The sequence below is a fragment of the Bradyrhizobium sp. IAR9 genome, assembly GCF_013408065.1.
Classification (GTDB): Bacteria; Pseudomonadota; Alphaproteobacteria; order Rhizobiales; family Xanthobacteraceae; genus Bradyrhizobium.
Map to the genome: position 1 here is coordinate 503,539 of NZ_JACBZW010000003.1, position 22,971 is coordinate 526,509.

Annotated in this window: 21 protein-coding genes; 8 read left to right on the top strand and 13 right to left on the bottom strand. The window is 65.1% G+C overall.

Annotated elements, in window-relative coordinates:
• Positions 1 to 6: 6 nt before the first annotated feature.
• The 7 genes from GGD67_RS11435 to rpsT all read right to left on the bottom strand — a co-directional run bounded on the left by GGD67_RS11435 (position 7) and on the right by rpsT (position 9,274).
• Positions 7 to 2,163: a hypothetical protein gene (locus GGD67_RS11435; RefSeq protein WP_179732787.1), complete on the bottom strand. Its 2,157-nt coding sequence runs from the start codon at positions 2,161 to 2,163 to the stop codon at positions 7 to 9.
• 157 nt (positions 2,164 to 2,320) lie between these two features.
• On the bottom strand, positions 2,321 to 3,064 hold the full coding sequence (locus GGD67_RS11440) for a hypothetical protein (protein ID WP_179732788.1): 744 nt from the start codon (positions 3,062 to 3,064) through the stop codon (positions 2,321 to 2,323).
• 119 nt (positions 3,065 to 3,183) lie between these two features.
• On the bottom strand, positions 3,184 to 4,320 hold the full coding sequence (gene recF / locus GGD67_RS11445; protein ID WP_018319462.1) for a DNA replication/repair protein RecF: 1,137 nt from the start codon (positions 4,318 to 4,320) through the stop codon (positions 3,184 to 3,186).
• Between the two features lie 88 nt (positions 4,321 to 4,408).
• Complete coding sequence (locus tag GGD67_RS11450; RefSeq protein WP_018319463.1) at positions 4,409 to 4,774, bottom strand: endonuclease domain-containing protein; 366 nt, start codon at positions 4,772 to 4,774, stop codon at positions 4,409 to 4,411.
• Positions 4,775 to 4,984: 210 nt separating this feature from the next.
• The gene (dnaN, locus tag GGD67_RS11455) at positions 4,985 to 6,103 is read right to left on the bottom strand and encodes a DNA polymerase III subunit beta (protein WP_018319464.1); all 1,119 of its coding nucleotides are present in this window, start codon (positions 6,101 to 6,103) and stop codon (positions 4,985 to 4,987) included.
• 259 nt (positions 6,104 to 6,362) lie between these two features.
• Complete coding sequence (gene dnaA / locus GGD67_RS11460) at positions 6,363 to 7,772, bottom strand: chromosomal replication initiator protein DnaA (protein WP_026202184.1); 1,410 nt, start codon at positions 7,770 to 7,772, stop codon at positions 6,363 to 6,365.
• Between the two features lie 1,235 nt (positions 7,773 to 9,007).
• Positions 9,008 to 9,274 (bottom strand): 30S ribosomal protein S20, encoded by a 267-nt coding sequence (gene rpsT / locus GGD67_RS11465; protein WP_018319466.1) that lies wholly within the window; start codon positions 9,272 to 9,274, stop codon positions 9,008 to 9,010.
• A 378-nt stretch (positions 9,275 to 9,652) separates the two neighbouring features.
• Here rpsT and GGD67_RS11470 point away from each other — a divergent pair, with 378 nt between their 5' ends.
• The 3 genes from GGD67_RS11470 to GGD67_RS11480 all read left to right on the top strand — a co-directional run bounded on the left by GGD67_RS11470 (position 9,653) and on the right by GGD67_RS11480 (position 11,804).
• Positions 9,653 to 9,970: a hypothetical protein gene (locus tag GGD67_RS11470; protein ID WP_018319467.1), complete on the top strand. Its 318-nt coding sequence runs from the start codon at positions 9,653 to 9,655 to the stop codon at positions 9,968 to 9,970.
• A 174-nt stretch (positions 9,971 to 10,144) separates the two neighbouring features.
• Positions 10,145 to 10,795 (top strand): peptide-methionine (S)-S-oxide reductase MsrA, encoded by a 651-nt coding sequence (gene msrA, locus GGD67_RS11475; RefSeq protein WP_179732790.1) that lies wholly within the window; start codon positions 10,145 to 10,147, stop codon positions 10,793 to 10,795.
• A 265-nt stretch (positions 10,796 to 11,060) separates the two neighbouring features.
• Entirely contained in the window at positions 11,061 to 11,804 is a 744-nt protein-coding gene (locus GGD67_RS11480) for a polysaccharide biosynthesis/export family protein (protein ID WP_018319469.1), read from the top strand.
• A 1-nt stretch (position 11,805) separates the two neighbouring features.
• Here the strand turns inward: GGD67_RS11480 and GGD67_RS11485 are convergent, their stop codons facing one another.
• From GGD67_RS11485 to GGD67_RS11500, 4 genes are all read right to left on the bottom strand, one after another.
• The gene (locus GGD67_RS11485; protein ID WP_179732792.1) at positions 11,806 to 12,288 is read right to left on the bottom strand and encodes a hypothetical protein; all 483 of its coding nucleotides are present in this window, start codon (positions 12,286 to 12,288) and stop codon (positions 11,806 to 11,808) included.
• Positions 12,289 to 12,410: 122 nt separating this feature from the next.
• Positions 12,411 to 13,082, bottom strand: a complete 672-nt coding sequence (locus tag GGD67_RS11490) for a dienelactone hydrolase family protein (protein WP_179732794.1) — start codon at positions 13,080 to 13,082, stop codon at positions 12,411 to 12,413.
• Between the two features lie 166 nt (positions 13,083 to 13,248).
• Entirely contained in the window at positions 13,249 to 13,587 is a 339-nt protein-coding gene (locus tag GGD67_RS11495; RefSeq protein WP_179732796.1) for a hypothetical protein, read from the bottom strand.
• Between the two features lie 23 nt (positions 13,588 to 13,610).
• Positions 13,611 to 14,375 carry an alpha/beta fold hydrolase gene (locus GGD67_RS11500; RefSeq protein WP_179732797.1) on the bottom strand — a complete coding sequence of 255 codons (765 nt, stop codon included), beginning with the start codon at positions 14,373 to 14,375 and terminating at the stop codon, positions 13,611 to 13,613.
• A 364-nt stretch (positions 14,376 to 14,739) separates the two neighbouring features.
• On the opposite strand from GGD67_RS11500, the gene GGD67_RS11505 reads away from it, so the two are divergent.
• From GGD67_RS11505 to GGD67_RS11515, 3 genes are all read left to right on the top strand, one after another.
• Positions 14,740 to 15,231, top strand: coding sequence for a (2Fe-2S)-binding protein (locus tag GGD67_RS11505; protein ID WP_018319474.1), 492 nt, complete (start codon positions 14,740 to 14,742; stop codon positions 15,229 to 15,231).
• The gene (locus GGD67_RS11510; RefSeq protein ID WP_179732799.1) at positions 15,228 to 17,522 is read left to right on the top strand and encodes a molybdopterin cofactor-binding domain-containing protein; all 2,295 of its coding nucleotides are present in this window, start codon (positions 15,228 to 15,230) and stop codon (positions 17,520 to 17,522) included. The genes GGD67_RS11505 and GGD67_RS11510 overlap by 4 nt, the downstream gene beginning before the upstream one ends.
• A 461-nt stretch (positions 17,523 to 17,983) precedes the next feature.
• Positions 17,984 to 19,078 carry an HD-GYP domain-containing protein gene (locus GGD67_RS11515; protein WP_018319476.1) on the top strand — a complete coding sequence of 365 codons (1,095 nt, stop codon included), beginning with the start codon at positions 17,984 to 17,986 and terminating at the stop codon, positions 19,076 to 19,078.
• A gap of 134 nt (positions 19,079 to 19,212) precedes the next feature.
• Here the strand turns inward: GGD67_RS11515 and GGD67_RS11520 are convergent, their stop codons facing one another.
• Entirely contained in the window at positions 19,213 to 20,793 is a 1,581-nt protein-coding gene (locus GGD67_RS11520; protein WP_179732801.1) for an AMP-binding protein, read from the bottom strand.
• Positions 20,794 to 21,027: 234 nt separating this feature from the next.
• Entirely contained in the window at positions 21,028 to 21,438 is a 411-nt protein-coding gene (locus GGD67_RS11525) for a VOC family protein (protein ID WP_018319478.1), read from the bottom strand.
• 125 nt (positions 21,439 to 21,563) lie between these two features.
• Between GGD67_RS11525 and GGD67_RS11530 the strand changes: the two genes are divergently transcribed.
• Both GGD67_RS11530 and GGD67_RS11535 read left to right on the top strand, forming a co-directional pair.
• Positions 21,564 to 22,538, top strand: coding sequence for a tripartite tricarboxylate transporter substrate binding protein (locus tag GGD67_RS11530; protein ID WP_018319479.1), 975 nt, complete (start codon positions 21,564 to 21,566; stop codon positions 22,536 to 22,538).
• Between the two features lie 149 nt (positions 22,539 to 22,687).
• Positions 22,688 to 22,966 carry a DUF3551 domain-containing protein gene (locus GGD67_RS11535; protein WP_179732803.1) on the top strand — a complete coding sequence of 93 codons (279 nt, stop codon included), beginning with the start codon at positions 22,688 to 22,690 and terminating at the stop codon, positions 22,964 to 22,966.
• Positions 22,967 to 22,971: the final 5 nt, after the last annotated feature.

Consider the following 22,971-nt stretch of genomic DNA (forward strand, 5'->3'; position numbering starts at 1 on the left):
GCGGGGTCAATACATCTGCAACGGCAGTACGTCGCCGCTCGGCCCCACCAGCAGGCCCCAGGCGTCACCGGCAGCGACGGTGAGGGTCTCGGTGTGGGCCGGGCGCCCGGGCATGCGCAGGGCGTACTGGTAGGTGCCCGGCGGCAGGTCGAGCATCGGGCCTTTCGGCGATTGCGGACCGCCGGCGCCGGCCGCGATCTTCACCGTCTGCTTGTTGATGGTCAGCGAGGCTTCCTTCGCCCCGATATTGCCCAGCATTAGCCTGGCCTGGCCAGGCTTCGGCATGATGTCGGCCTTCACAGCGGCATCCGGATTCTTCTGCGCCAGGCTGACCGTGGTCTCGCCCTTGGCGCGGCCGAGCTTGAGCACGGCCGGGCCTTGCGGCGAGGTGAAGTCGATCTGCGCGCGTTCGGCGGACACGGTGGCGCCGTCGGCCTTTTCCTGCCAGCCGAACTTGGAAAGCTCGGCCCGGTAGAAGGCCAGGACATCGCCGAGCGGGGCAGGGATGCTGGCTGCCAGCTCGCGGCGGAACGGCATCTCGCTACCCGGCATTTTAGTGGTGGCGAGCGAGGTCGAGGACCGCTGTGTCGGCACGGGGAGCTGGGATTCAGGGTCGGGCTTGAGCGGCTCGGAGGATTTGGCCTGCACGTCCGCGGTGGCCGCCGGCTTCGCGGCGGCCATCACGAGCCCCGATCCGTCGGCGCGCACGCTCACCTTCGGACCCATCTGCATCACGGTCATCGAGATCGATTTGCCGCCCTTGGCGAATTCCATCACCGCCATGTTGGGCTGGTTGATGACGGAGGGCTGCTCCTTCCAGCCGGCGGGCTTGAGCGATGCGCGATAGAACGCGGTGAGCGCCTTGACGCTCGAGGCGGAGGAGAATTCGAGATGGCCGTCGTCGCCCTCGAATTTCACGCCTTCGGCGTTTTCGGGCAGCGGCACCGGCGTGTTGCTGCCCGCGAGCGCAGTGAGTGGCGCATCCGACAGGGAGGCGGCCTGTGTCTTGCGCCTGGCCTCGTCGGCGGCAATGAGCTGCTGGGCCGCCCCCAAGGCATCGCCGAGAAATCTCTCGTCGGCCTCCTTCTTCGCCTTGGCGCGGGCCGCAAGTGCGGAGTCCTTCACCTGCGCGGTCAGGCTGATCATGGTGAAATCATATTTGCGGCCGAGCCGCAGCACGCCAGTTTCCTCGGCGTTGGAGATCTTGATCGCGACGTCGTCGCCGGGCGCGAGCGGCGCATTGCCATCTTCCTGCCAGCCACGCGCGGCGAACTCGCGGTGATAGAACGCGAGCACGGCGGGCAGCTCGGCCATCGCGGCGGCCGACATCTCGCGCTTGTTGGAGCTCGCGCTGCCGAGGCCTCTCGCCGATTTGGTCGGCTTCGGCCGCGGCAAGCCCGCCATGTCATCGTCGGCCTCGAGCTCTTGGGGCAGCGCGAACGGCGCCACCCGGATGTCGACATTGGTGCGGCCGTCGTCGCGTCGTGTCAGGGTCAGCATCACCGGCTTCTGATAGATGTGCGTCGCGTCGCGATCGGGGTGGTCGTAAAAGACGCGCACGCCGTTCGGGACGGTCCCGTCAAGATCGGCGTTCGGCCAGCGCGAGGACGTTTCAGGCGTGAGCTTGCGCCATCCCATGGCCGCCATGTCCTTGGCAAAGAACTCGGAGGTCGCCTCGAACGCACCGGGCGCGATGCAGCCGAGATAGGGTCGGGTCTCGTCGAACACGAGATCGGTCGCGCGGTCCGGGAACGGCACGTTCGCATAGATCCGGTTCGGCGTGTAGAACACGGCGGATTGGTCGGAGCGCCCGCGTGCCTGTGTGAAGGAGACGCGCATTCCCTGCCGTCCTTTCTTGAAGGTCAGCGCGGCACTCTTCTCGTCCAGCGGATAGACATAGGGCACCCAGCCGTCGGCGCTCAGCAGCTTCTTGGTGGCGTCGGACGTGACGGCAAGCGCGGTCGGGACGGTGTAGATGACGCGATAGGTGTCGGGGCGCGAAGTATCCTCCACCGCGCCGTCCAGCCGCGGCAGCGTATGGACGTCGACGAAGCTGTCGTCTGCCGCGTCCGCGGGATACGACGTGCTCGCCATCGCGAGAATGCCGCAGGCAAGCAGCAGCCATCTTGCCGGGACTTGCGCCCCAAGCGGGATCATCCGCATCGTCAAACTCCTGGGTGTTGCGCGGGCCGTCGCCCAGCGCATGGGCAGGCTGCGACACCTCGGCGCGCGGCCTCAGACGAGAAGTCGCGATGGGAACCGGAGAGGTTCAACGGACGGCGTACGAGCGGCGTCATGGACCTGATCAGGCAGGCATGGCTCAATACAGCTGGAGCGGCGGCCAGGGGTCGCCGTCGCGCCCGATCGTGAGCTCCCAGGCATCGCCGGCGGCAAGGGTGAGGACGTTCGTGGTGGCTGAATGGTCCGGCCCGCTCAGTTCGTAGGAATACTTGCCGGGCGCCAGGTCCAGCGATACCGCATTGGCGCCGGCGGCGCGCTTGACGGTTCGTGCGTTGATCGTAAGCGCCGCGTCCCTCCCGCTGATGTTGCTGAACACCAGTTTCGCCTGGCCGGGTTCGGGCATGATATTGGCCCGGGTCGCCGCATCGGCGTTCTTCTGCACGAGATGGATCGAGGTGCTGCTGTCCTTGCGGGCGAGCTGCAGCGCGGCCGGCCCCAGCGGGGAGGCGAAGGCGAGCTGGGCGTGATCGGTTGCGATCACCGCGCCATCGGTCTGTTCCTGCCAGCCAAGCTTTCCAAGCTCCGTGCGATAGAAGCTGAGGACGTCGCCGAGCTCTGCGGGCACGGTGGTTTCGAGCCTGGTGCGGAGCGGGGCTTCGACGCCGGGCATCACGGTGGTGTGGGTCCCTCGATAGAGGTAGCGGGTCGGCGCGGGCAGCCGCGCATCGGGATCCGGCGTGAGCGCCACTGAGAACAGTGGCGACAAATTCGATACCCAGGCGCCGGCGCTTGCCGCGAGCAGGCAGCTCGCGAACAGAGCGAGGCCGCACGCAAGAAGTTGCCATCGCGCTGGAGCTGTCGCCCCATGCCTTACCGTCGTCATGCCTATGCTCCAAGCATCGCGCGTGTGTGAAATACTGCGCGATTGCACAACGGCGACACCGTCGGCGCCGCTTCAGACAGCTAGTCGCTGATGGAACAGGGCGGGTTCAACCCGGAGGCCTAGCGTCGAGACGAGACCTGTCCGCTCTCGACGTCGAAGACTTCGCCTCCAGCGCCGATCTCGGTGAAGGCCGCCGGGTCCGCGCCGGTCAGCCACACTTGCGCGCCGAGCTTGCGCAGCTCGTCGAACAGCGCGGCGCGCCTGCTAGGATCGAGATGGGCGACGACCTCGTCGAGCAGCAGCAGCGGCACGATTCCGGTCATCTCGGCGACCAGGCTCGCATGCGCCAGCACGAGACCGATCAGCAGCGCCTTCTGCTCGCCTGTGGACGCATCACGCGCGGGCATGCTCTTCGGCGCATAGATCACCTGGAGATCGGTGAGATGCGGACCGTCGGTGGTGCGGCCGGCGATGGCATCGCGCGGCCGGTTGTCGCGCAGGATCTGGCGGTAGCGATCCTCGACCGACGTCGCCGTCTCAGTCAGCAGCGCGTTCTCCATCCAGCCGTCGAGCGCGATCTGCGCCGAGGGAAAGGCGGAGGCCTGCGCGCGCGCATTGAGCATGCCGGTGAGCCTTGCTGCGGTCTGGCCGCGCGTCGCTGCGACCGCGACGGCAAGCTCCGCGGTCTCGCGCTCGATGGCGTCGCACCAATGGTCGTCGTAATTGCGGGTTTCGAGCAGGCGGTTGCGCGAGCGCAGCGAGCGCTCCAGCGCGTTGATGCGGCTCGAATGCTCATTGTCGATCGCCAGCACCAGGCGGTCGAAGAAACGCCGCCGCTCCGAGCCCGCGCCCATGAACAGCCCGTCCATCGCCGGCGTCAGCCACACCATGCGGATATGGTCGCCGAAGGCCGTCGCGGACCCCACCGGCTCGCGGTCGATGCGGCAGCGCCGGCTCACCGCGCTGTCGGGCCGCGGCGCATCGATGCCGGTGCCGAGCGTGGCCAGCCCCAGCGCGCCCTCGACCTGCGCCGAGACGGCCCAGGATCCGTCGCCCTGGTTGTCGGCGACGTCTTCCAGCGTCGCCCGCCGCAAGCCGCGCCCGGGCGACAGAAACGAGATCGCCTCGATGCAATTGGTCTTGCCCGCCCCGTTCGGCCCGACCAGCGCCACCATGTCAGCCGCCGTCTCGAGCCCCGCCGCCCGATAATTGCGAAAATGCGTCAGCGTCAGGCGATGAATGCGGGAGGGGGTCATCAGTTATTCGATCTGGCGCGATTCTTCCCCTCTCCCCTTGTGGGAGAGGGTGGCGCCTCACGCAGTGAGGCGACGGGTGAGGGGTATCTTACCGCCCGGCAAGCTTTGCAAGGATATCCTCTAATACAGAAGCGGGCTGCTGTAGCACGTCGTTGTTCCAGTAGCGCAATGTCCAAAACCCTTCGGCAGCAAGCGTCGCCTCTCGCGTCGCGTCACGTTGTGATTCTACGTGCTGGCTACCGTCGATCTCGATCACAAGGCGCTTTTCGAAACAGACAAAATCGAGAATGTAGTTTTTGAATGGTACCTGTCGGCGAAACTTGAAAGTGGAGACCCGACGATCCCTCAGCAAGCGCCACATTGCGGTTTCAGCATCGGTTGGTTCGTGCCGCATGTTCTTCGCGAATTGGCGGAGACGCTTGGCGACTGGCCGATGGGATGGCTCCTGCGGCACGAACCCCTCACCCGACTGAGTGTGTATCCGCCACCGGAGCTGCCCTCTCCCACAAGGGGAGAGGGCACAACAACGTGCGTCGCGCTTGTGGCGACAGGATAGGCTGTAGCTTCACCCTCTTCCCTCGTGGGAGAGGGTGGCTTCGCGCACCGAAGCCGGGTGAGGGGTTGTCTCCGCGTACAAGGTATCGCGAGAGGGGGAGCACGTCCCTCACACCCGCATCGGCATCAGCACATACAGCGCGCTCTTGTCGTCGCGGTCTTGGACCAGGGTCGGGGAGCCGGGATCGGCGAGCCTGAGTGTTGCGACGTCGCCTTCGATCTGGGCGGCGATGTCGAGCAAATAGCGCGAGTTGAAGCCGATATCGAGGGCGTCGGAGGCGTATTCGACTTCGAGCTCTTCGGTGGCGCTGCCGGAATCCGGATTGGTCACCGACAGCACCAGCTTGCCCGGTGACAGCGACAACTTCACCGCCCGGCCGCGCTCGCTCGAGATCGTCGAGACGCGGTCAACCGCGTTCTCGAAATCCTTCTTGTCGACGACGAGCTCCTTGTCGTTGCCCTGCGGGATGACGCGGCCGTAGTCGGGGAAGGTGCCGTCGATCAGTTTCGAGGTCAGCACGACATTGCCGATCGTAAAGCGGATTTTTGCCTGCGACAGCTCGATCGTCATCTCGGCGTCGGTGTCCTCGATCAGGCGCTGCACCTCGCCGACTGTCTTGCGCGGCACGATCACGCCGGGCATGCCCTCGGCGCCCTTGGGCTGCACCAAATCGAGCTGGGCGAGGCGGTGACCGTCGGTGGCGACGCCGCGTAAGGTCGCGGCCTTGGGCGTGCCCGCGGCGTGCAGGTAGATGCCGTTGAGATAATAGCGGGTCTCCTCGGTGGAGATCGCGAACTGGGTGCGGTCGATCAGCCGCTTGACGTCCTTGGCGGCGAGCGAGAACGAGTGCGACATGTCGCCGGCGGCCAGATCCGGGAAATCATTCTCCGGCAGGGTCTGCAGCGTGAAGCGCGAGCGACCGGCGCGGATCGCCAGCACGGCGCGGTCGCCGTCGGCCTCCAGCACGATCTGCGAGCCGTCCGGCAGCTTGCGCACGATGTCGTAGAACATGTGCGCCGGCACGGTGGTGGAGCCCGCGGTCGCGGTTTCCGCCGGCAGCGTCTCCGTCACCTCGAGGTCGAGGTCGGTCGCTTTCAGCGACAATTTGGCGTTCTCGGCCCGGACCAGCACGTTGCCGAGGATCGGAATCGTGTTGCGGCGCTCGACCACGCGGTGGACGTGGCCCAGTGACTTCAGGAGTTGCGCGCGTTCGACCGTAACCTTCATTGCACTACTCGCCCGATCCCCAAATGAAGAAGCCGGGCGGTCGAAAAGCCCCGCCGCGGCACCGATGACCCCGGCAGGTCAGGGCCATCCAACCGATATGACCAAAGCCGCCAGGGTCGCGCAAGGTGGCTCGGATGGCCCCCGGATTCAAGGGATCGGGGGCCAGTTCCGCACGATTCCCACGATTTACCGCCCAAACGAAAGCCGCCGCCCAGGCATGGCCGGGGCGGCGGGAGAATGGCAGGAGCGCCTTAGGCGTTTATTCCTGAAGCTGGCGCTTCAGCGACTCCACTTCCTCTGACAGTGCGGTGTCCTTGGAGACCAGGGACTCGATCTTGCGCACGGCGTGCAGCACCGTGGTGTGGTCGCGCCCGCCGAAGCGGCGGCCGATCTCGGGGAGCGAGCGCAGGGTCAGCGTCTTGGCGAGATACATCGCCACCTGGCGCGGGCGCACCACATTGGCGGTGCGGCGGGAGGAGAGCAGGTCGGAGCGGCTGACATTATACTGCCGCGCCACCACGCGCTGGATGTCCTCGATCTTGATCCGCTTCGGCTCCTGCGGCCGGACCAGGTCGCGCACCTCGTGCTCGGCCATCTCCAGCGTCACCGGCCGGTTGTTGAGCTTCGAGTGCGCCAGCAGGCGGTTGATCGCGCCTTCGAGGTCGCGGCCGTTGTGGGTGATGGTGCGCGCCAGATAATGCAGCACCTCCTCCGGCACCTCGAAGGTCGCATGATGGGCGCGGGCCGCGGCGACGCGCGACTTGAGGATGCCGTGGCGCAGCTCTTCGCCGAGCGAGCCCATCTCGACCACGAGGCCGCCGGCGAGCCGCGAGCGGACGCGGTCGTCGAGGCTTTCAAGATCGGACGGCGGCCGGTCGGCCGCGATCACGACCTGGCGGCCGGCATCGATCAGCGCGTTCAGCGTGTGACAGAACTCGGCCTGGGTCGACTTGCCCTGCAGGAACTGCAGATCGTCGATCACCAGCACGTCGATGCCGCGCAGCGCTTCCTTGAAGGCCAGCGCCGTCTGCGTCTTCAGCGCGGCGACGAAGCCGTACATGAATTTCTCTGCGGTGAGATACAGCACCTTGCGCTCGTTGCCGGAATTGCCGGCCCAGGTCACCGCCTGGAGCAGGTGCGTCTTGCCGAGGCCGACGCCGGCATGGATGTAGAGCGGGTTGAACATCACGGGGTCGCCGCGGCGACCTTCGGCGACCTGGCGCGCGGCCGCATGCGCCAGCGTGTTGGAACGGCCGACGACGAAGCTCGCGAAGGTCAGGCGCGGATCGAGCGGCGAGCCGCCGAGCGCATCATGATTGGCCGACACCGGCGCGGTCGCGGTCGAGCGCAGCTCCGGCGTGGGCGTGCGTCGCGTCTCGACCGGCGCGGGGGCTTCCTTCGGCTGTATCACCGGGCGCACGGCCGAACGCACCGTGAGGTCGATGCGATGCACTTCCGGCATCTCGGCCTGCCAGCACGACAGCACGCGCTCGGCATAATGAGCCTGAATCCAGCTCTTCAGGAACCGGGTCGGCACCGAGAGCCGCACGCTCTCCTCCTGCACGCCTTCCAGATCCATGCGCGCAAACCAGCTCGTGTAAACGTCTTCGCCAACGCTCGAGCGCAGCCGACCCTTCACGCGTGACCAGCGATCCTGTTCCATTGTCATCGTCAGAAAACTTCTCTTGAGAGATAAGGTTGCGTGGTGAGCGCCAAGCAGGGTTTCCTGTCATGGCGCGACCTCAAGCGAGTCCATCGTCAGGCATAGCTCGACCGTTCGGCGCAAACGCCGCAGGTCAGATCAGCGATGTCGGAGATGGAGAGTTCGCGAGGTCAGCGCGTACTCGACGCGCTCTCGCATGTGGGAGGCTGAACGCAGGACGGATCGGAGACGGCATCGTTGAACGATGGAACTTGTGTCAATACCGCGTTGAATCCGTAGGACATGATACCTCCCCGTCCTGCCGTGATCGCTCACGACAAGGTCCTGCTTCTGAAGACACCCGCGACGAAAATCGCTGATGACCTGCCCGTCTGCACTGCTCGTCCGCTCGGCTTCGCCTTCGCTCGTGTCGGGGTAACTTTGCGATGTCCGTGCGCCTCGCGAGGGATACGCAAGATCCCGCTTGGAGACATTCAGACAAAGAGATACCATTCCCATATTGCTATGGGTTTTTGATCCGACATTCGCTTTTTGAAGCGTCGCCTACGTGCACACCGCCGCCGATTTGCACGCTCGCCCCGTTTCCTAAACCGCGCTGGTCTGAAGATCGTGGGCGCCGCTGACGACTTAAGGAATACACTATGCGGAAAGACTCGCAACGAAATTGATTCACACTTGAGGCGTCAAAAAACTTGACCTCGGTTAACGCCGCGCGGGAGTTGTTCACAGGCTCGGAAGCAAGTTTTTGGATTCGTGCACAGAATCGAGAATGCCGGGCATCATGTGACAATTCTCCGTCACTGCTAAAAAAATTTTTACAAATTCGTCACGCGCCGGACGTGTCGGCGAATTTTCCAAATGCTTGCGGTCGCTATGTCGATAAGTGATTAGCGAGACATCGCTTTTTGAGTCTCGTTTCACAGGGTAACTCCAAGCCGTGCGCGTTCCGGTGAATCTACGGTGTGCAGAACTCTTACGCGCGCGAATTCATCTTAGCCCCGCAGCACAGGGGTTTTTGCAACGCGGTGAAAGTTTCCACTGTTGCAAGTTACCGGCAGGTAGAACTACGGAACGAAGAATAGCGCAGGCGGTGCAAACCTTCCGATCGAAGATCGACTGTAGCGTGACCGGTTGCGTGAATATGACGGGCAACAAAAAAGCCCGGCGCGATGCCGGGCTGTTTGACGCATGCGATGTTCGATCGGATCGGCCGACCGATTGGTTCGCCGTTACCTGGCTCGTTACTTGGCGAGCTTGGCGATCTGCGCGGTGAGGCGCGAGACTTTGCGGCTGGCGTTGTTCTTGTGAATGATGTTGCGCTGGGCGGCGCGCATCAAGGCGGGCTCGGCATTCGCCAGCGCCTTCACGGCAGCGGCGCGGTCACCGGTCGCGATGGCTTCTTCGACGTTACGCACGGCACCGCGCATCTGGGTGCGGCGCGACTTGTTGACGGCGGTGCGGCGGGCGATCTTGCGCGTCGCTTTCTTGGCGGAAGTGGTATTGGCCATGGTCTCAATATCCTTTGCGGGTACCGGTCGCGTCTTGGTCGGGTAGCGCCGGCTTGCTTGACCGCGGAATCGACGCTCGGATTTAGGGTGTTCGGTTGCTGGGCTGTCCCCGGAACATGAGGCCGCAAAGAGCTCTAAGCTCAAGGAGCCTGCAACTGCTCAAAGAACAGCGGCGGCAGGATTGCGCCCGCCGCCAGTTGGCGCCCTTATAGAGAGGGTCTTCGGCACCGTCAACGCTTTCCAGGCTGGAAAAGCGGCCTCCGGGGCCGTCCAGGGGCGTCGTAACGCCCTGAAGAGGTTGAATTTCTGCCGTCTCCCGGCTATTGGCTGGCGGCGTTTTGTCGGCTCCTCCGATCGGACGACCATATAAGGTGAGGCATGATCCGCGGTTTTTTCCGACTGATTGGGCTGTTGCTGCTCGCTGGCGGGTTCATCTTCATGGTCTATGACGGCGCCCGCTGGGTGGCCGACCAGACCCTCAGATTCACCCGGTTCGGCCAGTTCTGGAACGACATCAATCAGGCCAGCCAAGCGGCATTCCGCACCTGGGTCGAGGCCAAGGCGCCCTGGCTCTGGACCTCGGTGATCCGCCTGCTGCTGGATCAGCCGGTGTTCGCCGTCCTCGGCATTCTCGGCATCCTGCTGATGATCCTGTTCCGGCCGCGGAAACCGCTGATCGGCTATTCCCGGGATTGATCTTCAATCCCCGGGATTGATCCTCAATTCCCGCCGGGATTGAGCGCTCGCCAGCCGCGCGGCGTAACAAGGCTGCCCACGCCAGCGTAGATCCCTATATTCCCACCTGATCGCGAGCACGCCGCCTGAACATCTGGCTCGGGCGACGGACGGCTCGTCTGCGGAGATCCAATCATGCTGTTCATGCGCAAGACCACCGCGTTGCCGAGCGCAGCCGAGGCGCTGCCCGGCCGTGCGCAAGCCATTCCGACCGCGACCTTCCATTTCGTCAACGGCAGCAAGCTCAAGCCGCCTTATCCCACCGGCCTCGAGCAGGCCGTGTTCGGGCTCGGCTGCTTCTGGGGCGCCGAGCGCAAGTTCTGGCAGCTCGGCGATGGCATCTACACCACCGCCGTCGGCTATGCCGGCGGCCACACGCCGAACCCGACCTATGAAGAGACCTGCTCGGGACGCACCGGTCACACCGAAGTGGTGCTGGTCGTGTTCGATCCGAACAGGATTTCTTACGAGACGCTGCTGAAGACGTTCTGGGAAAGCCACAACCCGACGCAGGGCATGCGTCAGGGCAACGATGTCGGCACGCAATATCGTAGCGCGATCTATACCACTTCCGATGCGCAGAAGAAGGCGGCCGATGAGTCGAAGGCGCTCTATCAGAAGGCGCTCGCCGCCAGGGGCCTCGGTGCCATCACCACCGAGATCGCGCCATCAGGCGAATTCTATTTCGCCGAGGACTATCATCAGCAATATCTGGCGAAGAATCCCGCCGGCTATTGCGGCTTAGGGGGCACCGGCGTGTCCTGCCCGATCGGTGTGGGTGTGTAAGGAGACGACGCATCTTGCTTACCCTCCCCTGGAGGGGGAGGGTCGCTACGCATGCAGCGAAGCGGAATGCGTAGCGGGGTGGGGTGACAGTCTCTCCACATCCAACAGCGCGCCAGTGGAGAGATCGCCCCACCCCGCTCGCGCTGCGCGCGATCGACCCTCCCCCTCCAGGGGAGGGTGCGACGGTCACAGCCGCCCCGCTCAACGCTTTATTAACCATAACCGGTGCATCACTTAAGCCGTCTCGTTTCGAGGGATTGGTCCGGTGCCGGTTGCACGCGCGTTTCGATGGTCGATCTTGGCAGCGTCCCTGGCAGCGTCCGCCGCGCTGACCCTTGGCGGCTGCATGCAGACCGCCGGCCCCGTCGCGGTGATGCAGCCCCGCGCCGATCTCGATTCCATGGCCTATGGCCAGCCCTACAATGCGCCGCAACCGGTTGTCGTCGCCGACGGCGGCGGCGCCATCGGCGCGCTGCGCAATTCCTTTGCCTCCTCGCCCGCACCCATGCCGGTCGGTTACGCCGCGCCGATGGCGCCGGTGCGCTACGACGCCTCCTACCATCTCGACGCCGGCGACAAGCTCCGCGTCGTGGTCTACGGCCAGGAAGGTCTCACCAACAGCTACGCCATCGATGCGGGCGGCTCCATCACCATGCCGCTGATCGGCGCGGTGCCGGCTCGCGGCCGCACCACGGCGGGCCTTGCCGGCGAGATCGCCGCGCGCCTGCGCAATGGTTACATCCGCGAGCCCTCGGTCGCGGTCGAGATCGAGGCCTATCGCCCGTTCTTCATTCTCGGCGAAGTCACCGCGCCCGGCCAATATCCGTACGTGCCGAACATGACGGTCGAGAGCGCGGTCGCGATCGCCGGCGGCTTCTCGCCCCGCGCCAAACGCGACGTGGTCACCATCACGCACACCGAGAACGGCGGCTCCATGCGCGCCGTGGTGCCGCTCGGCACTCCCTTGAATCCCGGCGACACCGTGTTCGTCGGCGAGCGCTGGTTCTAGCTCACCGCCTGAAATCCAGCCGCCCCTCCGGAAAGCACCCGTCGATCCTGTTAGCGTCGACCACGCGCCCGACCCATGGCCGTGTGATCGCCGGCGTGGTCAGGTTGATATATTTTCCGACCAGCCGATCCGCGCCCTCGCGCGCGGCGTCGATCAGACCGTGCCGGCGGCCATTGTCCCAGTCGAAGCGCAGATAGATCCGGCTGCCCGTGATGCGCACTTCCGCGCGCCCTTGTTTCCACTTCTCCGCGGCGTCGCCAGCGATGGTCGGATCGGCGCCGCCATTCCAGCGGCTCGCCCAGCTGCCTTCGAGCGGATCGGATGGCGCCGCGGTCGCTGTCCACGCCGCAGCATTGCCGTCCGCGGCGTCGCCAGCCAGCCTGGCCGTCGCGGCATAATCCATCACCTCGGAATCATCGGGTGAGGGGACATCCATGGTTCCGAACGGATTGCGGATGACGAGGTGCGTGATGGCTTGCTGCATGGCGATCTCCCGGCGTGAGCTGGCTCGATTGGCCAGCTCTATCGCCGGGCGGCAGGATGCGGCCACCCGATTTCCGCGAGGGGACGCCGCGTGTTGTCTCTCCTTGTGGAGAGAGTTCGTCCCTATTTCAAATGCTTCGCGAAAAAGTCCATGCTGCGCGGCCAGGCGATGTCGGCGCTGGCCTTGTCGTAGCTCGCGCGCTCGTCGCAATGGAAGCCGTGCTGGGCGCCCGGATAGACGAACACCTCCACGTCCGGCCGCTTCGACTTGATGGTCTCGACGTCGGTCAAGGGGATGCCCGCATCCTTCTCGCCGAAATGCAGTTGCGTCGGCACCTTCGGCGTCTCGTCGGCGAAGCGCACGACCGCGCCGCCGTAATAGCCGATCGCAGCCTTCAGTCCCGACAGCCGCGTCGCCGCGACAAAGGCGATGCTGCCGCCCAAGCAAAAGCCGATGATGCCCACCGGGCCCACGCTCTTCACCGCATCGATCGCGGCCTGGGTGTCGCGCAGCATCGCGGCCCAATCGGGGTTGGCGACGAACTTGCGCGCTTCGGCGACCTCATCGGGCGAATAGCCCGACTGGAAGCCCGGCGCGGTCCGGTCGAAGATCGAGGGCGCGATCGCGACATAGCCTTCCCCGGCGAGGCGGTCGCAGACCGAGCGGATGTGGTGATTGACGCCAAAGATCTCCTGGATCACCACCACCGCGCCCTTCGGCGTGCCACCGGGATCGGCGCGATAGGCGCCAAACTGGAAATTGTCGGAGGCCGTCAGCTTGATGTCTTGTCCCACGCGGGTTGTCCTTCTTGGTTGTCACGGAATTCACTCTCTTCCCTCATCCTGAGGAGCGCGCTCTTCGCGCGCGTCTCGAAGGATGCAAGACCGGGATGCAGCGGCGGGGGGCTTTTCATCCTTCGAGACGCTTGCTGCGCAAGCTCCTCAGGATGAGAGGCCGCACCTATTCCCACATCCAGTTCTCGCCGTAATCCTCCTTCCATCCTGCCAGCCGTCCATGACGGAATTGCAGGAACAGGCGGTGCCGATAGGGGATCAAGCCGCTGCCGCCGATGTTGCGAAGCGCGAGATAGATCTCGTTGCCGGGACGCCCGCGCACATATTGCAGCGGCTGCCCAAGGGCGCGCGCGGTCTGCTCGGCATCCATGCCGAAGGCGAGCGGCGTATTGTTCGACAAGGTCGTGACGAAGGGCTGGCGCGGCGGCACTGTGCCGAACGGTTCGGCCTGCGCTGCCGACAACAGCGCCGCCATTGCGCCCGCCGCGAAGATCGCTCGCATCATGGTCGACGTCCTCATTGCCTAGCCTAGGCCGGCAAGTTCTTCAGGAAAGGCACGACCGCGTCAACAAAAGCCTTGGGCTGATCGATGTTGACGGCGTGGCCGGCCGCGGGGATCACGACCTTTTGTGCGCCCGGGATTTTTGCGGCCATGTAATCGGACGCGGCCAGGAACGGCGTGTCGTCGGCGCCGACCACGATCAGGCAGGGCACCTTGATGTCGGGCAGCAGCTCGATCACGCGCGCATCCCGCTGGGTCAGCATGCCGCGTGCGGCGAGCGCCAATCCCCTGGCGTTGCGATGGCTGGCGGTGGCGCGCTCGCGCGTCGCCGATTTCAGCATGTCGAGACCTTCGCGATCGAGCTTGTCGGCGGTGCCGAGCGCCCGCGCATTCCAGGCCTCGCGGGCGTCGTCCTTCCTAAAGCCGGGCCCGGTATCGATGATCAGCAGCGCACGGGCGGCTTGCGGATAGGTGCGATAGAACGCGAGCGACATGTAGCCGCCGAGCGAGAGGCCGCCGATGATGGCGCGCTCAGCGCCGACCGCGTCGAGGATCGCCGCCATGTCGCCGACGGTCAGAGTTTCGCTGTAGGCGTTGGGATCATCGGGATAATCGGACTGGCCGTGGCCGCGCATGTCCCACAGGATCAGCGTGTGATCCTTCGCGAGCGCATCGACCTGTCCATGCCACATCGCCGACGTCGAGGAATAACCGTGGGTGAGCAGCAATGGCGGACCGTTGCCGTGGACCTCGTAGTAAATTCCGACGCCGTCCCGATTGATCTTTGGCATTGCTTCCGCCCCATTCTTTTTGTTCTAGCCGCGATCTCAGTGTTTCACCTCCCCCTTCAGGGGAGGGTAAGGTTCGTGGTTGGCTGCATTCTACGTCGCCAAGTTACCTGGAAGAAACTGCCTGAACGCGATGGCACGCATGTCTGACGCACGCGCTATTGTGTCCAGTCGCTGCGTCGGCGTCGTTGGCGCGGCGCACAACGAGCAAGTGTAGAAGCGGTTTTTTCGACTCGTTCCAAATTGCATTTGCCACGGCACCCGAACCCGATCATGCTCGCGGCCAAGGCTGACGCCAGCCCGGTGGGCGTCCGCCATTCAAGTTGCCGCCGTAAGCGGCTTCATGCACCGGCAGGGGAAGACGCCTATGCCAACTCTCACCATCAACGGGCGGAGTCTGTCCGTGGATGCGGCGAACGACACGCCGCTCCTCTGGGCAATCCGCGAGCAATTGCAGATGACCGGCACCAAGTTCGGCTGCGGTGCCGGGTTGTGCGGGGCGTGCACCGTGCACGTCAACGGCGAAGCCGTGCGCTCGTGCCAGACCATGCTCAGTGATGTCGCCGGCAAGAAGATCACTACCATCGAAGGCCTCTCCGCCAAGGGCGATCATCCCTTGCAGAAGGCGTGGGTTGCCGAGCAGGTGCCGCAATGCGGCTACTGCCAGTCCGGGCAGATCATGCAGGCGGCCTCGCTGCTGTCGAAGAATCCCAATCCGACCAAGGAAGAGGTCGTCGCGCATATGGACGGCAATCTCTGCCGCTGCATGACCTATTCGCGGATCCAGAAGGCGATCATGCGCGCCGCATCCGAGATGCGCACCGCATCCGCCACCTCCACCGAACGGAGGCCCACATGAATCGGCACGTCAAGAACGTCACCCCCGCGACGACCGATCTCAGCCGCCGCTCCTTCCTGGTCGGCACCGCCGCAAGCGGCCTCGTGCTCGGCTATGCCGGCGTGCCCGGCATCGATTCCGCCTCGGCCGCGGCTTCCGCGAATTTCGAGCCGAGCGTCTGGTACGCGATCGCGCCGGATGGTCTCGTCACCGTGACCTGCGGCAAGGCCGACATGGGCCAGCACATCGCCTCCACCATGGCCCAGATCGTCTGCGAGGAGTTGGGCGCGAAATGGAGCGACATGCGCGTGCAGCTCGCCTCCAACGATCCGAAGTTCAACGATCCCGTGCTCGGCGCGCAGATCACCGGCGGCAGCTGGTCGACCATGATGAACTTCGAGGCGATGAGCCGGGCGGGTGCGGCCGGCCGCATCGCGTTGACGGAGGCCGCCGCCGCGGCCATGGGCCTGCCGCCCTATTTCAAGGACCAGCTCGTGGTCCGCGACTCCGTGATCTCGCATCCGAAGTCGAAGAAGCAGATGACCTTTGCCGAGATCGTCAAGAGCGGCAAGGCGACGAAAACCTTCACGCCGGACGAATTGAAGGCGATCAAGCTGAAGACGCCGGACCAATACACCATGATCGGCGTGTCGGTGCCGCAGCTCGACATCCCCGCCAAGACCAACGGCACGGCCAAGTACGGCATCGACGTGATGTTGCCGGGCATGGCCTACGGCAAGGTGGTGACCCCGCCGGTACGCTTCGGCGCCACCGTGAAGTCGGTCGACGACAGCGACGCCAAGAAGGTGCCCGGCTTCATGAAGGCCGTCATCCTCGACGACAAGACCGGAACCACCTCCGGCTGGGTCGTCGCGGTCGCCAGCACCTACGCCAACGCGCGCAAGGCGGCGGATGCGCTGAAGATCGCCTATGACGGCGGTCCGAACGCAAAACTGTCGAGCCAGTCGCTGCTAGACGAGGCCAAGCGGCTTCAGGGCCTGGAGGATTCCGGCCAGTTCTTCGTCAAGGACGGCGATCCGAACGCGGCCTTCGGTTCGGCGGCCAAGGTGGTGGAAGCCGAGTACACCACCAGCATCAACATCCACGCGCCGCTGGAGCCGATGAACGCCACCGCGGAGTTCAAGGGCGACATCCTGCACATCTATTCCGGCAACCAGTTCGCGACGCGCTCCGGCGCGATCGCTGCGGGTGCGGCCGGGATCGATCCGAAGTTCGTCGTCATGCATCAGCATTGGCTCGGCGGCGGCTTTGGCCGCCGGCTCGATGCCGACATGATGATTCCCGCGGTGCAGGCGGCGAAGGCGGTCGGCAAGCCGGTCAAGGTGATCTACTCGCGCGAGAACGACATGACGATGGATTTCTCGCGTCCGCTCACCTACCAAAAGGTCAAGGCCGGCGTGGACGGCGACGGCAAGCTCGTCGCGCTCAGCCACGACGTGGTCTCGGCCTGGCCGACCGCGCGCTGGGGAATCCCCGATTTCCTGACGCCCTCGGTCGACAAGAAGGGTCCGCTCGACAGCTTCACGGTCAACGGCGCGGACTTCTTCTACACCGTGCCCAACCATTATGTGCGCGCGATCAAGAACGAGCTGGCGCACAATGCCACGCCGTCCGGCCAGCTCCGCTCGGTGGCGCCGGGCTGGACCTTCTGGGCGGTCGAAAGCATGATCGACGAGATCGCGGCTGCCACGGGCAAGGATCCCGCGCAGTTCCGCATCTCGCTGCTCGACGGCGCCGGCAAGAACGACGGCGGCGCGCAGCGGCTGCGCAACACACTGCTCGCCGCGATGGGACTGTCGGGCTACGGCACCAGGCCATTGCCGAAAGGCGAGGGCATGGGGGTCGCCTGCGTCTCGTCGCAGGAGCGCGCGACCGCAAGCTGGACGGCGTGCGTCGCCCATGTTGCGGTGGCGCCGTCAGGCGCGGTCACCGTGAAGAAGCTCACGGTCGCAACCGACGTCGGCACGCAGGTGCATCCCGACAACATCCGCGCCCAGGTCGAGGGCGCGGCGCTGTGGGGCCTGTCGCTGGCGATGTACGAGAAGGCGACGCTGAAGGACGGTGGCATCGAGCAGACCAATTTCGATAGCTACACGCCCTTGCGCATGAGCCAGATGCCCGAAGTCGCGGTTACCGTGATCGCCAATGGCGAGAAGGCCACCGGTGTCGGCGAGCCCGCGGTCACCGTGGTCGCCCCCGCCATCGGCAACGCCATCTTCAACGCCTCAGGCGCCCGCGTGCGGGCACTGCCGATCACGGCGGAGGCCGTGAAGGCGAGCATGAAGGCGTAAGCCGAGCGCGATTGCAGAATGAGACGATCCGCCGGAGGGCAACCTCCGGCGGATTTGTTTTGGTGGCTGTCTCCCCAATCTCGATGTCATGCCCGCGAAGGCGGGGCATCCCGTACGTCGCGGCTTCTCGGTTCCGGCCCCACCGCCTCGGCGTACTGGGTCGCCCGGTCCCGGCTCCGCCGAGGCTCACACGAGTGCTCGGCGCGCCGAAGGCTTCAGCGAAGGCGGCAAGCCGGGCGATGATAGCGGGGGGAGCGCACTCAAAATTCCCCTTATCTTTCAATGCCCCTTCTACTGTGCATGGGGTTGTTTTCGCGATTTTTGCCGTTCCCCTTCCGGAACCGAAATCCGTAAAATTGCACCCAATTCCAGAAGGTTCCATTGAGCACCCCTCTTAAGGGCCAGAGAACCTGATCCGGCTTAGGCTGACGCCAAATCCAATCCCGTGCTTTGGGGAAGTCATGAACGCCTCAGCCAAAACCGCCGCCAAACGCCGGCTTCTGCTCGCCTCCGATCGGAGCGACGAGAGCACCGAGCTCGCCAGCATCCTGAAGGCGGTCGGCGATGTCTCGACGGTGACGACGCAGGGCATTCCCGAGCAGCCCTCACGCGATCTCTCCGGCCTCGTGGTCGATATCAACCTGCGCTCGCCCGAGAGCGTGCAGCGGGTGCGCAACAAGCTGCGCGGCGACGCCTATCGTTCGATGCCGCGGCTGTTCGTGCTTGCCGATGCGCTGCATCACGGCACCATGCAGGCCTGGGCGCTGGGCGCCACCGACACCATCTCGCGGCCGCTCCAGGCGGACGCCATCCTTCAGCGCATCCGCGCCGCCTTCCCGGACACCGCCGCCTATGACGCGACCGACCGCGGCAAGACGCTCAACCGCGGCGTCGAGGCGGCGCACGCGGTGCTGGCCAAGATGTTCGAGAAGCTGCCGCTCGGCGTGCCCCTGACCTTCGACGACGTGATCGCCGCCGAGAGCAAGATCCTGAAGGCGATCAAGCACTCCTCGCTGCGCGAATGGCTCACCACGGTGGGCTGCCACCATGTCGGCAGCTACCGGCACTGCCTGTTCGTCACCGGCTTCGCCGTCTCGTTCGCGCAGCACCTCGGCATGCGCGAGGACGACCAGCGCCGGCTGACCCGCGCTGCGCTGCTGCACGATGTCGGCAAGGCCTTCGTTCCCTCCGCGCTGCTCGACAAGCCCGGCAAGCTCTCCGACGAGGAGATGGCCGAGGTCCGCCAGCATCCGCGCCGCGGCTATGACGCGCTCGCAGCGCAAGGCGGCTTCCCGCCGGAGATGCTCGACGTCGTGCTGCATCACCACGAATTCCTCGACGGCTCAGGCTATCCGAACGGCCTGTCGTCGAACCAGATCAGCGACATCGTCCGTTTGACGACGATCGTCGACATTTATGCCGCGCTGGTCGAGAAACGCGCTTACCGCATGCCCTTCACGCATTCCCGTGCGTTCGGGATGATGGAAGGCATGGGCGGCAAGCTCGATCAGCAGCTGCTGCAGGCGTTCAGGCCTGTGGCGCTGGGGTCGTTCTAACGCGACGTTCTCCGCTGCCGTAGGGTGGGCAAAGGCGCAAAGCGCCGTGCCCACGAGCTCTCTCCGATCACACTTTGAATGGTGGGCACGCTTCGCTTTGCCCACCCTACGGCAGCGCGCCGTGTGGCCGTGCGCTACCCCACCATCTTCCGCAGTTCCGCCTTCGCCACCTTCTCCAGCGTCGAGCGCGGCATGTCGTCGACGAGCCTGATCTCGCGCGGCACCTTGAAGTCGGCAAGGCCCTTGCGGCAGGCTTCCATGACGCGCTCGTGCAGATCTGGCGCAGCACCGGCGACGCCGCCTTGCGGGATGATGAAGACGACCGGCACCTCGTCCAGCATCGGATGCGGCTTCGCCACCACGGCGGCCTCGCGCACGCCCGGCACCAGCGCAATCACCTGCTCGATCTCGGAGGCCGCGACGTTCTCGCCGCCGACCTTCAGCATGTCCTTGGCGCGGTCGCCGAACTTGATGGTGCCGTTCGCAAGTCGCTCGACGCGGTCGCCGGTGAGGAAGAAGCCGTGCGCGTCAAAGCTCTCGCGCGTCGCTTTCTCGTTGTGCAGATATTCGGCGAACAGCGACAGGCCGGCGATGCCCTTGATCGCGAGATTGCCGGTGTCGCCGACCTCGGTCGGACGTCCCTCATCGTCGGTGATGCGGATTTCATATTCCGGCGCCGCGCGGCCGATCGACATCGGTATGTTGGGCTGGTCGACCTCGCCGACGATGCCGTGGGTGATGGTCTCGGTCATGCCCCACCAGCCGATCATCTTGATCCCGAAGGCGGCAAAGGCCGGCGGCTCGTTGATCGCGGTGCCCCACAGGCGGAATTTGTGATCTCTCGGGATCTCCTGCTCGAGCAGCGCCTTCATGCAGAACGGAATCGTCGAGGTCCAGGTCGCGCCGTGCTCGCGCGCGACACCCCAGAACCGGCTCGCGGAGAAGCGCGGCTGGATCACGCAGGTGGCGCCGACCCACAGCGTCGCCAGCATGGAGTAGGCGAGGGCATTGGTGTGGAACAGCGGCAGATAGGTCTGGTGCACGTCGCTGGCGTGCAGGTCCTCGTGCGCGGCGTTGATCTTGGCGCCCCACAGCGCGTTGGCATGGGTCCACAGCACGGCCTTGGGGCGCGAGGTCGTGCCCGAGGTGTACTGCACGCTGCACGGCGCCAGCGGATCGGCCACGCGCCTGGGGCGGTCGGCACTGTCGGCGGACAGGGATTCAAAACTGTCGCCGCGCGAGACGCCGTGCGCGGGCGCTGCGCCCGCATCATGCGAGGTCACCGCCATCCAGCTTATGTTGCGGCAGTTCTGCGCGACGATCTCCGCATAGGCTGGCTGCGTGATCGCGGCGACCGCGCCGCAATGATCGGCAAAATACGCGATCTCGGCCGGCGCCGAGCGGGTGTTGGTGGTGACCGCAATGGCTCCTAACTCGACACAGGCAAACCAGGCGAGCAGCGCTTCGATGCAATTGTCCAGATGAATGAGCACATATTCGCCCGGCTTGACGCCGCGCCGTGCCAGCCCTGCCGCGAGCGCGCCGACCCGCTCGTGAAATTCGCCATAGCTCCAGCGCTGCGCCGGCGCATCGAACGGCGCCCAGATCAGGAACGGATGGTCACGCCGGACCTCGGCGCGCATCCTCAATAGCCAGGGCACGTCGAGCCCGTCGAATGGGCCGACGGTCCCGGCTGCGGTCTGTTGAAGTGGCATGGATCCTCCCCGTGCAGCCTGCATCTTGATGGCGGCTGTCTTCTGATGATTGCGTCTTCCTGCCATCGGACGGCGCCGGGCGCAAATCGGGGGGCGTGTGAGGCTGCCCTCTCTCCTCGTCATTGCGAGGAGCCCTTGCGACGAAGCAATCCAGACTGCGTCTGCGGAGACAGTCTGGGTTGCTTCGCTTCGCTCGCAATGACGATGGGGCAGGCGGCGATGGCCCTACCGGCCTCAATCTCCGTATGACGAGATCTCGATCAGGCTGCCGTCGGGATCCCGGCAATAGACCGAGCGCAGCGTGCCGCGCGCACCCTGCTTGGGAACCGGGCCTTCCTCGATCGCGATGCCGTGTGCCTGCAAATGCGCCACCACCTCGTCGGGCGCGGCGGAGGTGAGGAAGCAGAGGTCCTCGCTGCCGGCGGTCGCCTGGTCGGCGGTAAACCACTCCACCTTGTCGGCGTCGCGCGGCCGGACGTTGATCTTCTGGTTACCAAAGTGAAGCGAAGTCCGCGGCGCTTTGCCGCCGCCGGGATCGAACACCTTGACTTCCATGCCGAGAATTCTGCGGTACCACTCCGCGCTGGCCGCGACATCGGCGACGTTGATCACGAGATGATCGAGGGCCTCGACTTTAACAGGCATGTCTTATCCTTTCGTCGTGATGCGCCCCGTGCACTTTCCGCGCTCCGCAAGCTTTGTTACAACCCCACCGACGCCGGGTTCAAGCAATCTGGCTTCAAGAACAACACGTTGGGAGAACCCTTGAGATGATCACTCGCCGTACCGCGCTGGGCCTGCTCGCCGCCAGTCCGCTTGCAGCCACCCCGCTGTCGAAGGCCTTTGCCGCCGATTATCCGGCCCGCCCGGTGAAATGGGTGGTCGGCTATCCGCCGGGCGGGGCCACCGACATCCTGGCGCGGCTGATCGGCCAGCGCCTGTCGGAAAAGCTCGGCCAGCAATTCGTGATCGAGAACAAGCCGGGTGCCGGCAACAACATCGCCACCGAATCGGTCATCAATGCCGAGCCCGACGGCTACACGCTGCAGCTGGTCAATCCGGCCAACTACATCAACGCCTCGCTCTACACCAATCTGAAGTTCAACTTCGTGCGCGACATGGCGCCGGTCGCCTCGTTCCAACGCGTGCCGAACGTGATGACCGTCAACAAGGACGTGCCGGCCAAGAACGTCGCCGAGTTCATCGAATACGTGAAGGCCAATCCGGGCAAGGTCAACATGGCCTCGTCCGGCAACGGCACCTCGGTGCATCTGTCCGGCGAGATGTTCATGGCCATGACCGGCTGCAAGATGCAGCACGTGCCTTATCGCGGCGCCGCGCCCGCGATCACCGACATGCTCGCCGGCCAGGTGCAGGTGATCTTCGACAACATGCCTTCGATCATCCAGCACATCCGCTCCGGCTCGCTTCGCGCCATCGGGGTCACCACCACGGAACGCTCGGCGCAGCTGCCTGACGTGCAGCCGATCGCCGACACCGTCAAGGGCTATGAGGCCAGCGCACTGTTCGGCATGGGCGCGCCGAAGAATACGCCGAAGGAGATCATCGCCAAGCTCAACGCCGAGGTCAACGCGGTGATCAAGGAGCCCGACATGGCCAAGCGTCTGGTCGAGCTCGGTGGCGAGCCGCGGGTGCAGACTCCCGAGGCGTTTGGCGAGGAGATCAAGGCCGAGACCGAGAAGTGGAAGAAGGTCGTCGAGTTCGCCGGCCTGAAGGTCGAGTAGCGGCCTTGTGATCGTGAGGATAGGAGCCCTGCCGTTTGGCAGGGCTTTTTTCTTGCGTGCCTTGTTTCGTTGATCTGGAATAAAACCGCGTTGCGAAACCTGATAATAGATGGCGCCGTATCTCGGGCCAGCTAGAGAGGAGTTGGATCATGCGCAAGAAGCAATTGATGCTGCTGACGTTCAGCGCGGCGGTCCTCGCGGGTTTCGCCACCGTCACGCCCGCGGCTGCGCGCGACTATCCATGGTGCGCCCAGGGCGGTGACTATGATTATCCCGGCGAATGCGCCTACGCTACCTACGAACAATGCCAGGCCAGCGTGTCCGGCCGGCTCTTGTACTGCGATCGCAATCCGCGCTTCGCCTACGGCCAGGGGCTGCCGGCGCAACCGCGGCCGCCGCGGCGCGTGCGGCCCGTCGCTCCGTACTGAAGGCG

Coding starts and splice junctions, on each gene's coding strand:
- GGD67_RS11435 (WP_179732787.1), bottom strand. CDS start 2,163: ATGCGGATGATCCCGCTTGGGGCGCAAGTCCCGGCAAGATGGCTGCTG.
- GGD67_RS11440 (WP_179732788.1), bottom strand. CDS start 3,064: ATGACGACGGTAAGGCATGGGGCGACAGCTCCAGCGCGATGGCAACTT.
- recF (WP_018319462.1), bottom strand. CDS start 4,320: ATGACCCCCTCCCGCATTCATCGCCTGACGCTGACGCATTTTCGCAAT.
- dnaN (WP_018319464.1), bottom strand. CDS start 6,103: ATGAAGGTTACGGTCGAACGCGCGCAACTCCTGAAGTCACTGGGCCAC.
- dnaA (WP_026202184.1), bottom strand. CDS start 7,772: ATGACAATGGAACAGGATCGCTGGTCACGCGTGAAGGGTCGGCTGCGC.
- rpsT (WP_018319466.1), bottom strand. CDS start 9,274: ATGGCCAATACCACTTCCGCCAAGAAAGCGACGCGCAAGATCGCCCGC.
- GGD67_RS11470 (WP_018319467.1), top strand. CDS start 9,653: ATGATCCGCGGTTTTTTCCGACTGATTGGGCTGTTGCTGCTCGCTGGC.
- msrA (WP_179732790.1), top strand. CDS start 10,145: ATGCTGTTCATGCGCAAGACCACCGCGTTGCCGAGCGCAGCCGAGGCG.
- GGD67_RS11485 (WP_179732792.1), bottom strand. CDS start 12,288: ATGCAGCAAGCCATCACGCACCTCGTCATCCGCAATCCGTTCGGAACC.
- GGD67_RS11495 (WP_179732796.1), bottom strand. CDS start 13,587: ATGATGCGAGCGATCTTCGCGGCGGGCGCAATGGCGGCGCTGTTGTCG.
- GGD67_RS11500 (WP_179732797.1), bottom strand. CDS start 14,375: ATGCCAAAGATCAATCGGGACGGCGTCGGAATTTACTACGAGGTCCAC.
- GGD67_RS11505 (WP_018319474.1), top strand. CDS start 14,740: ATGCCAACTCTCACCATCAACGGGCGGAGTCTGTCCGTGGATGCGGCG.
- GGD67_RS11510 (WP_179732799.1), top strand. CDS start 15,228: ATGAATCGGCACGTCAAGAACGTCACCCCCGCGACGACCGATCTCAGC.
- GGD67_RS11515 (WP_018319476.1), top strand. CDS start 17,984: ATGAACGCCTCAGCCAAAACCGCCGCCAAACGCCGGCTTCTGCTCGCC.
- GGD67_RS11520 (WP_179732801.1), bottom strand. CDS start 20,793: ATGCCACTTCAACAGACCGCAGCCGGGACCGTCGGCCCATTCGACGGG.
- GGD67_RS11525 (WP_018319478.1), bottom strand. CDS start 21,438: ATGCCTGTTAAAGTCGAGGCCCTCGATCATCTCGTGATCAACGTCGCC.
- GGD67_RS11530 (WP_018319479.1), top strand. CDS start 21,564: ATGATCACTCGCCGTACCGCGCTGGGCCTGCTCGCCGCCAGTCCGCTT.
- GGD67_RS11535 (WP_179732803.1), top strand. CDS start 22,688: ATGCGCAAGAAGCAATTGATGCTGCTGACGTTCAGCGCGGCGGTCCTC.